Here is a 10,912-nt window from a genome sequence, read left to right as displayed (position 1 = left end):
TTTAATGGAAAATACTGGAGCAGAAAATTTAAAGGCTGGGGAGTCCAGCCTTTACTCTTTATTTATTTTTAAGTTAAGCATTGCCTTTACAAAATCTCTGAAAAGAGGGTGGGGTTTTAAAGGCCTTGATTTAAACTCTGGATGAAATTGGGTTGCCACGAAATAAGGGTGGTCTTTTAGCTCTACTATTTCAACAAGCCTCTCATCTGGAGAAAGGCCTGAGATTACAAGCCCTTTTGAGGTTAAAAGTTCTCTGTACTGGTTGTTAAATTCATATCTGTGTCTGTGCCTTTCATATACCAGTTCATCTTTGTATGCTTCATAAGCCTTTGTGCCTTCAACAACTTTACAAGGGTATACTCCCAGTCTCATTGTCCCGCCTTTTTCATCTATGTCTTTTTGTTCGGGCATGAGGTCAATCACTGGATGAAGAGTATTGGGGTCAAATTCGGTGGAATTAGCTCCTTTTAACCCTGCCACATTCCTTGCAAATTCTATGACCGCGCACTGCATTCCGAGACAAAGTCCCAGATAGGGAATCTTATTCTCCCTTGCGTACTGAATAGCCCTTATCTTCCCTTCTATCCCCCTGTCTCCAAAACCACCGGGAACGAGTACTCCATCTGCCCCTTTTAAGAGTTCATCAACTGTTTTGTCATTTACTTTTTCTGCATTAACCCACCGGATGTTGACGGCTGTTTTGTGATAAACACCTGCATGTTTTAAAGCTTCTACAACGCTTATATATGCGTCATGTAAATCAACATATTTACCTACAAGCGCTACCTCTACCTGATGCTCGGGATTTTTCTCTTTTTCAACGTATTCTCTCCACTCTTTAAGGTCTGACTTGCCAGGAGGAAGATTAAGCCTCTTGATCACATATTCATCCACTTTCTGCCTCTCAAGTTCCAGAGGAACCTGATAGATCGACTCTACATCTCTATTTTCAATGACCGCTTCTACACTCACATTGCAGAATAGAGCGATTTTTTCTCTCAGCTCTTGAGGAAGAGGAAGCTCAGTCCTGCAGACTATCATGTCCGGTTGTATACCTATAGACCTTAGTTCTTTTACACTGTGCTGTGTAGGCTTTGTTTTAAGTTCTCCTGTGTTGCCCAGATGCGGAACAAGGGTTACGTGTATGAACATGACATTTTCTCTTCCCTGTTCAATAGCCACCTGCCTTATTGCTTCCAGGAAAGGAAGGCTTTCTATGTCCCCCACCGTTCCTCCAATTTCTGTTATAACCACATCTACATTTTTTTCTTTTGATACTCTATATACCCTCTCTTTTATCTCATCAGTAATATGGGGGATTACCTGAACGGTAGCCCCAAGATATTCTCCCTTTCTTTCCTTTGTGATTACAGACCAGTATATTTTGCCTGCAGTGACATTGCTGTTTTTTGTGAGATTCACATCTATGAATCTTTCATAATGTCCCAAATCTAAATCCGTTTCTGCGCCGTCTTCTGTCACAAATACTTCTCCATGCTGATAAGGACTCATTGTTCCAGGGTCTATGTTTATATAGGGGTCAAACTTCTGCATGGCAACAGAAAATCCACGGCTTTTTAGTAGCCTTCCTAACGATGCAGCAGTTATGCCTTTACCTAAAGAGGAAACTACTCCTCCTGTTACAAAAATATACTTTGCCATCTTTTTTCACCTCTTGATGAGTATATCGTTTTTTGATAAGGATTTTTTAGCTTTTTTAACGCATAAAAAAATCTCTATTTTTGAGAAAAATAGAGACTTGTACCCCTTTAATAAAAAATTTTTAGTACGCTTTTCTGTTTTAAAACTTTATCTTTATCCATCGAAAGACACCTCATAACCCATACATACTCTCTAATTATATAGGATTTGGGTGGAAAAGTAAAGAGGAGATCGATTTATTTTATTATACCACAAATTGATTTCCTTTTTTCAAAATATTATAATGGCACTAAAGATGTGAGAAAGGATGTGGTATTATGGCAGCAGATTACCATGTACATATAGAAAATGGACCATTTACTATTGAGTGGCTTAAAGAATTTGTAAATCAAGGGCTAAAAAAAGGTTTAAAAGAAATAGGCATATCTGAACACGGACATAGATTCAAAGAAGGTTTTGAAGTATACAAAAGCAATGGATTTAGAACAGAGTGGGTAAAGACTTACATGGACCAAAGTATTGAAGATTACGTGGAACTTATCAAAGAAGCAAAACAAATAGGATTACCTGTGAAACTGGGAATTGAAGCCGATTATTTTCCGGGAAAGGAAAAAGAAATAAAGGAATTTTTAAATCCTTATCCCTGGGACTTTATAATAGGCTCTGTTCACTGGATTGACGATTGGGGAATAGACCTTGAAGAATCAATAGAGGAATGGCACAGGAGAGATGTTGATGAAGTATATCTGGAATATTTTAATATAATTGAGAAAATGGCCAAGACAGGACTTTTTGATATAATAGGGCACATTGACCTCGTGAAAATTTTTGGATTTAGACCCAATTATAAAGTTTTTGAAAAGATAGAAAGAAATATTGAAGAAATTTCTAAGACTGGCATAGTGATTGAGGTTTCAACTGCTGGATTGAGAAAACCTGTTGGAGAAATTTATCCTTCAAAAGAGATAATGGCGATGATTAAGAAATACAGTATTCCTGTAGTGGTAAATTCCGATGCCCACTATCCTGAACATGTGGGATATGAATTTGAAAAAGCCTATAACTATGTAAAAGAATTCGGCATAAAGAGACTTTATTATTTTGAGGGGAGAAAAAGAATACCTTACAATATTTAAAGGAGCAAGAATAACCTTGCTCCTTTATTATTTGTACACATCCCCTCTTGAATTAAAATCTTTTATTTTAATTACAAAATTTTCGTTATCAATTTCAAAAATTATCCTATAATCTCCTACCCTTAGTCTGTATAATTTTTCTTTTTTAGAAGTTTTTAATTTTTTAACATCACCTTCAAACGGTAATTTTTCTATAGCTTTAATAACTCTTTCGACAGTTTTTCTATCATGTTTTTCTAATTCTTTTAATACTTTCTTATTTACGATAATTCTGTACTCAAACTTCATTGTCATCTATCCCCAGTATTCTTTTCGTTTCCTCAAGTGTTACATAATTTTCCTCATCCTCATTCAATTGTTCTAACATTTTTTCTTCCTCTATGTTAATTTCTTCTAAATCGAGTCCTTTTTCCCATTCATTAAACCTTTTTAAAAGTTCCTTTTTCTTTTTTTCTTTAAGATATTCAGCAAAATCAATTACCTCAGATAATTCACGTTCATTCAATGACTTAATTACCTCATTAAGTTTTTTTACCATGTAGCTATTGCTCATTGATATCACCTTAACCCAAGATTATTTTAATCCTATACTTTTATTATATCATTATTCCAATATTTCAAAAAGGCTACAAGTATTTTCACACCAACCCTTTTACCGCTTTTGCTTTAATTATGCTATTTAGTTTGTTTAAGGATTCCACGGCCTCCTCTGGAATTTCTTTATCGGTGCTTACAAGCATAAGAGCCGTACCGTCATTTTTATTGGGGCTTACCTGCATAGTAGAGATGTTTATGCCAAAATCTCCTAATACATTTCCTATGTGGCCTATAACTCCCGGCACGTCTTTATTCTTGACAAAAAGCATGTACTCTGTGGGCTCAAAATTCACTTTGTGCCCCATATACTCCACAATTCTCAATTCTTCTCCGTATGTTGTCCCAGCAAATTGTGTCCTTTTGCCATTAGTATCTGTAATTTTTAAAATGACAAGGCTTGAATAGTGGTCTATCTCTTCAATTTTCCCCTCTACAATCTCTATGCCCATCTCTTTTGCTCTTAACTTTGCATTCACAATGCTCACATCTTCTTCTAATATAGGCTTTAAAAAGCCTTTGATGGCATGCAATGTAACAATTTCTGTATTACTCTTTGCAATTTCTCCTCTGTATATGACTTCAATTAATTTTGCAGGTGTTTCATTTATCTGGTAATAAAGGGCTCCCAGCACTTCTGCCAATTTCATGTAAGGTTTTAACTGAGAAAATTCATCTGATTTAAGTCCGGGAAGATTTACTATGTTGCCATAGAGATTGCCATTTAACGCTGATATAACTTCCTGCGCAATTGCTATGCTGATATTTTCCTGCGCCTCATAAGTAGAAGCCCCTAAATGAGGAGTAAAAACCACATTGGGAAGTTCTAACAAAGGATTGTGAAAATCCTGATGCTCCACATTATACTTTGGCTCTACTTCTAAAACATCCAGCCCCGCAGCTGCCACTATGCCTTCTTTTATGGCGTTGTAAAGCGCTTTTTCGTCTATAATGCCACCTCTTGCAGCATTTACTATTCTCACACCTTTTTTCATTTTTTTAAATTCTTTTTCTCCTATCATTCTTTTTGTCTCTTCAGTTTTAGGGATATGGATAGTTATAAAATCCGATTGCTCTAATAACTCATCCAATGTAACTCTCTTGACACCGCACTTTTCAAATCTCTCATCTGGCATGTAGGGGTCATAGGCAATCACTCTCATATTGAAAGCCGCAAGGCGAGATGCAACCAAAGAACCAATTCTACCTAATCCTATTATACCAACAGTTTTACCGTTTAGCTCTACTCCTTTAAACCTGTCCCTTCTGAAATCTCCGTTTAAAACTGCATGGTATGCCTGTGGTATATTTCTGGCAATGGCAAGCATAAGGCCAATAGTGAGCTCAGCAGCGGCAATAGTATTCCCTGCAGGAGTATTTACAACCAGAATGCCTCTTTGAGTCGCCGCTTCAACATCAATATTGTCAACACCATTACCAGCTCTGCCTATGACTTTCAGTTTCTCTCCCTTTTCTATAAGTTCTCTATCTACTCTGGTGGCACTTCTAACTATTATGGCGTCGTAATCTTTTATAACCTCTAAAAGCTCTTCTCTGGAAATATTGGTCTTTACGTCAACATCAGCGTATTTTTTAAGATAATCGATACCATTTTCTGAGATTTTTTCTGTGACAATTATTTTCAAAATCCTTTCCCTCCCCTTTCTTCAATTCACAGTGAGAATATGGCATCTTTTAGGGCATATAATGCTTTATCTAACATTTCATCTGTCAGATAACCCATGTGGCCAATTCTAATAATCTTGCCTTTTAAAGGCCCCTGTCCTCCTGTGATTAAAACTCTGTGCTTCTCCTTCATATAGTTTATTATATCTGATGCTTTGTACTTTTCTGGAACTTTTATAGCAGTAATTAAATCAGAAGCTACCTCTTCCTTAGGAAGCAGGTCTAAACCCAATTCCTTTACATATTTTCTCACTTTTTTGCCATACTCGGATTGTTTTTTGTATACATTATCTAATCCTTTTTCTAAAAGCATATCTGTCGCCTTTGCTACAGCCATTATTGTGGATACGGCAGGAGTAGCAGGCGTATCAGGCTCAGGCTTTAATACTCCTTCTCTCGCTTTTCTAAGGTCAAAATAGTATTTTGGAAGATTGGATGTTTTAGTCATTTCCCATGCTCTATCACTTAAGGCGATGAAACTCAAGCCAGGGGGTGACATTAAGCATTTCTGGGAGCAAGTAATGACAGCGTCAATACCCCATTCGTCCATTTTAAGTGGTATTCCCCCCAATGAACTTACCGCATCTACTATCACGGGAACATTGTACCTATTTGCGATTTTTGCTATATTTTCTACATCATTTGTCACTCCTGTTGAGGTCTCATTGTGTGTAACTAAAAGGGCTTTGTAATTCCCTTTTTTAAGTTTATCTTCCAATATATCTAAATCTACTGCATTTCCCCAGCCAAAGTCATAAATTTCTGCATCAAGTCCATAGGCTTTAGCTATATCATAAAATCTCTCTCCAAAATATCCTATACTTGCAATTAAAACTTTGTCTCCTGCGGAAAAAAGGTTGGCCACAGCCGCTTCCATTCCACCTGTTCCTGAGGAGGTTAAAGTTATAACTTCATTTTTTGTCTGAAATATTTTCTTTAAATTTTCATTAAGTCTAGAAAATAATTGATAAAATTCTTCTGTCCTGTGATGAAAAGGCTGCATACCTGCAATTCTCTTCACTTCTTCTGGCACCATTGTCGGTCCCGGCGTCATAAGTAGCATATCTTCCATTTTCTCACTCCTCGCCACTTGATGTATATTTAATATGATAAATCAATGAAGTGGAAAATGCAAGTGAAAAATACATGTGTCCGTGAAGTGAGGACAAAAGTCTTAAATATAAACAGCTCCTTAAGACAGTGTCTTAAGGAGCTGCCAGACTGTTATTAAATTAATACATTGTCAGTGCCCTATAGGCATTAACAAGGCCATATCCAAAATATATATCTTTCCCTGGCTTCCTAATCTTTTCAGCGGAATTTTGCAGCATAATTTTCACTTGTGAAGGACTTGCATTTTTATGTTTAGCAAAAAGCAACGCCGCCACTGCAGAAGCCTTTGGAGTTGCCATTGAAGTACCAACATACCAGCTATATCCGGGCCTTACATAAGTATACCCTATTATTTGACCTTTGTCATTGTACTGATACTGAACAATCGGCACAGAGCTTAAATTAAATTCCTTGGTGTACAAGCGTTGATTTATGTATTCATCAAATCTGCCTTCATTCAGATATTTGTAATATAATTCTAAATTACCACCCGGCGCAGCTACATCCACAAAGCCAGCTCCGTAGTTGGAATACATGGCTAGTTCGTCATTGGGGCCTGTAGCAGATACAGTTACAACATTTGGCAGAGAAGCTGGCGTATAAAAACCTGAACCTTTGAATTCATATCCATATGGACCGTATTTTTCATTTGCATAGTCTACAACTTCTTTTCTATTTGTAGCATTTAATCCATCATTACCTGCTGCAGCAACAATTAATGCCCCTTTCTTTTCAACATATTTGGCTGCCCTCATGTAAGCCACATAATCCGCAACATCATTTCCAAGCTTTATCCTTTCACCTGTATCAGGGTCAGTCCACCAAACCTGCCCTTTTACGTATATTCCGCCAAGGCTCATATTAATAACTTTAACCCCGTCATTTGCTGCAGCAATTAAAGCCTTGATAATCCAGACGTTATAAGCTCCGCCTTCTGCACCAAAAACGCGATAAGCTCTGATTCCGACATCAGGCGCCACTCCTAAAATCGCTCCGTTTCCAGCGATGTTTCCAGCTACATGTGTTCCATGGCCATTTCTATCCTGTACATCATACAAATCACCCGTTTCCGAAAGGTCAACCCCGTAGATGCCACCTTTTGGCACGAAATTTTTTGACCCCGGAAGCAAATTAGCTTGTATATCTGGATGATTTAAATCAATACCGGAATCGATAATCCCTACCACTATTTCATGATTGCCTGTACCCAATTCAAAACTTTTGCCATTATTTGTAACTCGCTTTATATCCCACTGATACATATTGTAATATAAAGCTTTTTCTAGATTAATACCGTCCATTTCTAAAGGAATATTTTTTATCTCTGGTAATTCTGTTACCAGTGAGGGAGTAACTACTAAAATTGAAGGATGTTTCACCGCCTTTTTCACAAAAGATCCGGGAGCCTTTACCTGTAATACTCCGATTTCCGGAATTTCGTAAATAACTTGCCCTCCAAGTTCTTTAATAATCTTTGAAGCATCATTTGGCAATGTTTCATTTACAAAAACAACAGTAAAAGGAAGTTCTTCGGATTTTAATGTATTACCAAATCCAAGTTGCGGTACAGCAAAAGTAAAGAGTAATGCAAAGGCTATAAAAAATACTATTAATCTTTTCACACTAATCCCCCTTTTTCTTCTAAACTATCATAAAATGATTTTACTTCTTCAAGCTCTTATTCTTCCACCTCCTTTTTCACATTTCTAGGTCTTATCGCTTATTTCATGTTTCTTTGAGTTAAATTTTAATATTATTAATTGATGTTTTAAAGAAATTCAGCTAGAAATGTTTTATTTATATTATAATAAATAAACTTCCAATTATGCCTGCTATTCTTCTTATAAGGCTTGAAATTCATAAAATGCGGGGGTAAAGAGTCGTTTCATATTCAATATTATTCTACACAAATCATGATTTTCCTTCTTTGGAAAATTAAAATTTTTTATTTATTAATTTTTTGGCGTGCAGGATTCCCTGCATTTTACAAAAATTAAAAAGGCCACAGGTTTTGACTGTGACCTTTTTAGATGATAAACAGAAGTTTTAGTTTTAATAATGTAATTTACCTCTTTATTGAAGCAAGGAAAACTCTTATGATGTCTTCCATTCTGTCCGATATGAGCTGATAAGCGCTTTCCATAGCTTCTTCTAGAGACATGGGTTTATTAGTTATACTAAAAAGAGCAGTTACGCCTATGTCATACAAACTTTTATAGTCTTTCCCTAAACCGCCTGAGAGGATAATCACAGGCTTACCGTATTTTTTCGCCAATTTGGCAATGCCTGCTGGAGCCTTCCCAAAGGCTGTCTGAAAGTCTGTATTGCCTTCTCCTGTTATGACTAAGTCCACTTCTTTTATTTTTTCTTCCAATCGAGTAGTTTCTATTATTATTTCAATCCCTCTTTTTAATTTGGCACCTAAGAAAGCCATTAAACCAAAGCCTAACCCTCCCGCAGCTCCTGCTCCGGGCACTTCTGAGTAGTCCTTATCAATAACTTTTTTAGTCACATAAGCTAAGTGTTTTAAGTTTTCATCTAGTATTTTTATCATCTCAGGCGTTGCGCCTTTTTGAGGACCATAAACATAAGATGCCCCTTTTTCACCGCACAAGGGATTGTCAACATCTGATGCCACAATAAATTCACTTTCATATATTCTTTTATCGATAGAGCTTATGTCTATCTTTTCAATTTTATATAGCTCTCCCCCTCCAAATCCTATTTCATTGCCATCTTTATCTAAAAATTTTACTCCCAGTGCCTGAGCCATTCCAACTCCGCCGTCATTTGTGGCACTTCCGCCTATTCCTATTATGAATTTGCGACACCCTCTGTCCAAAGCAAGTTTTATAAGCTCTCCCACTCCGTAAGTTGTCGTCTTTAGGGGGTTTCTCTTTTCTTCAGGAATAAGGTATAAACCGGCACAGGCAGCCATTTCAATGACAGCTGTGCCATCTTTCAAAATCCCGTAAAAAGCCTCAACCTTTTCCCCTAAAGGACCAGTGACATCTGATCTTATTATCTCTCCTCCCACAGCGTAAACTAGTGCTTCAACTGTTCCTTCTCCTCCATCTGCAATTGGAATAGATATTATTTCTGCGTCAATAACTCTTTTTATGCCATTTTCCATAGCATGGCATACTTCTTTTGAAGATAAACTTCCTTTGAAAGAATCCGGTGCAAGCAGTATTTTCAAATGCGCATCACTCCTACATGTTTCTCAAAAGCTCCAAAGCTTTTTCAAGGATAGCATCTTTGTTATTTAAGCTGTCTATCATTTTTAAAAGGGCATTGTACGTGTTCTTGTCAAATACACCTGTTGGGGAAAGCCCTGCTTTTTTCTGAAGTTCTTTTACAGCATTGGCTGTTTTAGGTCCAAATATGCCATCTTCCGGTCCGGCATTAAATTTGAGCAAATTGAGATATTTTTGCAATACTTTAACTTCATTTCCCCTTGAGCCAATCTTCAATTCTCCGGCAAATTTTATATCAGCAGTGTACTGCACATTTTTCACATAGACATCAGGAGTTAAACCTTCTTTTCCAATATACCTTCCTGATGGAAGTTTGTAGCGGGCAATTGTAAGTTTGAAGCCACTGCCATCCTGTAGAGGTACTACTGACTGAACAGTCCCCTTTCCGTATGTGTTTTCTCCCACTAAAAATCCTACCTTTGTGTCCTGTATTGCTCCCGCCAGTATTTCCGCAGCAGAGGCAGTGCCTTTATTGACAAGAACAGCTAGTTTATATTTAGGCTTAGTCAGGTATGAGTAATAATCCTCTTTTTCTCCATTTCTTCTTTCTATTGTGACAACAATGCCCTGTGGCACAAAAAAGTTTGCAGCACTCACCACTTCAGTGAGAAGCCCTCCAGGATTGTTTCTTAAATCGAGAATAAGCTTTTTAACGTTGTTTTTATCCATAAAAAGTAAGGCTTTTGTCAAATTGGCTGTAGTATTTTCATTAAATTCTGTTATTTTTATGTACCCGATTCCCTCATCAATAAGTTTGTAAGAGACAGGGTTTATGTGAATGACCTGTCTTACAAGTTCGATTTCTTTAAGAGTACCTCCTACGTCAAAAGTGATTTTCACCTTTGTGCCGGGGTCTCCCAGTATCATGTTTACTACATCCGTCAATTTCATACCTTCCACACTTTTGCCGTCAACTGCTTTTATGATGTAACCGCTTTTCACACCAGCTTTTGCAGCAGGAGAATCTTCAATCACTGAATCTACAACGATTTTCCCGTCTCTTTCAATAAGCACCATCCCTGTGCCGCTAAAAGTTCCAGAAGTGCCCCTTTCAAATTGAGAAAATTCTTCTCTTGTAAAGTATGTACTGTATCCGTCAAGGCTACTAAAAATTCCTTTTAAAGCAGCCTCTTTCAATTGCTCATATGTGACATTGTCAATGTAGTTATCAGTGATGTATTTCATTATAGCTCCAATATCTGCTAATTCGTTGTACAAGTCCTGGTTCTCAGTAGATACTTCGGCATAAGTGTAGGATGTAAATGCCAAGAAGAATACCAGCAGAAGTGTAAAAATTCTAATAGAAAATTTTCTCATTCCTTCAAAACCTCCATTTCTCAACAAAATTCTTCTCAGTTTATTATAGCACACTATAATAAAATTTAGCGCCTCAAACGAATGAAGGCGCTTCAGTTTGTTGACAAAGTGCTTCTTATTTAAGTGGCATTTTGTGTTAATGCTCCG

The 10,912-nt window shown here is 37.0% G+C and carries 9 protein-coding genes; 1 reads left to right on the top strand and 8 read right to left on the bottom strand.

The features are described from left to right. Positions 1-51: 51 nt before the first annotated feature. Complete coding sequence (locus tag ACPLVE_RS10095; protein ID WP_424611429.1) at positions 52-1,662, bottom strand: CTP synthase; 1,611 nt, start codon at positions 1,660-1,662, stop codon at positions 52-54. Between the two features lie 317 nt (positions 1,663-1,979). Here ACPLVE_RS10095 and ACPLVE_RS10090 point away from each other — a divergent pair, with 317 nt between their 5' ends. Further along, the gene (locus ACPLVE_RS10090) at positions 1,980-2,798 is read left to right on the top strand and encodes a histidinol-phosphatase (protein WP_424611428.1); all 819 of its coding nucleotides are present in this window, start codon (positions 1,980-1,982) and stop codon (positions 2,796-2,798) included. A 27-nt stretch (positions 2,799-2,825) separates the two neighbouring features. Here the strand turns inward: ACPLVE_RS10090 and ACPLVE_RS10085 are convergent, their stop codons facing one another. From ACPLVE_RS10085 to ACPLVE_RS10055, 7 genes are all read right to left on the bottom strand, one after another. After that, the gene (locus ACPLVE_RS10085) at positions 2,826-3,086 is read right to left on the bottom strand and encodes a type II toxin-antitoxin system RelE family toxin (RefSeq protein WP_424611427.1); all 261 of its coding nucleotides are present in this window, start codon (positions 3,084-3,086) and stop codon (positions 2,826-2,828) included. After that, positions 3,076-3,351, bottom strand: coding sequence for a hypothetical protein (locus tag ACPLVE_RS10080; RefSeq protein WP_424611426.1), 276 nt, complete (start codon positions 3,349-3,351; stop codon positions 3,076-3,078). Before ACPLVE_RS10080 ends, ACPLVE_RS10085 begins: the two co-directional genes overlap by 11 nt. An 85-nt stretch (positions 3,352-3,436) precedes the next feature. Further along, complete coding sequence (gene serA / locus ACPLVE_RS10075; protein ID WP_424611425.1) at positions 3,437-5,038, bottom strand: phosphoglycerate dehydrogenase; 1,602 nt, start codon at positions 5,036-5,038, stop codon at positions 3,437-3,439. 26 nt (positions 5,039-5,064) lie between these two features. Beyond that, on the bottom strand, positions 5,065-6,150 hold the full coding sequence (locus ACPLVE_RS10070) for a pyridoxal-phosphate-dependent aminotransferase family protein (RefSeq protein ID WP_424611424.1): 1,086 nt from the start codon (positions 6,148-6,150) through the stop codon (positions 5,065-5,067). 160 nt (positions 6,151-6,310) lie between these two features. Further along, positions 6,311-7,813 carry a S8 family peptidase gene (locus ACPLVE_RS10065; protein WP_424611423.1) on the bottom strand — a complete coding sequence of 501 codons (1,503 nt, stop codon included), beginning with the start codon at positions 7,811-7,813 and terminating at the stop codon, positions 6,311-6,313. Positions 7,814-8,256: 443 nt separating this feature from the next. After that, on the bottom strand, positions 8,257-9,390 hold the full coding sequence (locus ACPLVE_RS10060; protein ID WP_424611422.1) for a glycerate kinase: 1,134 nt from the start codon (positions 9,388-9,390) through the stop codon (positions 8,257-8,259). Between the two features lie 13 nt (positions 9,391-9,403). Beyond that, on the bottom strand, positions 9,404-10,765 hold the full coding sequence (locus ACPLVE_RS10055) for a S41 family peptidase (RefSeq protein WP_424611421.1): 1,362 nt from the start codon (positions 10,763-10,765) through the stop codon (positions 9,404-9,406). Positions 10,766-10,912 lie beyond the last annotated feature (147 nt).

Origin of the sequence: Caldanaerobacter sp. (assembly GCF_049701115.1) — a bacterium.
Taxonomy (GTDB): domain Bacteria; phylum Bacillota; class Thermoanaerobacteria; order Thermoanaerobacterales; family Thermoanaerobacteraceae; genus Thermoanaerobacter.
Note: the sequence above shows the minus strand (reverse complement) of the source record. Positions and strands in the feature narration are given on the sequence as shown.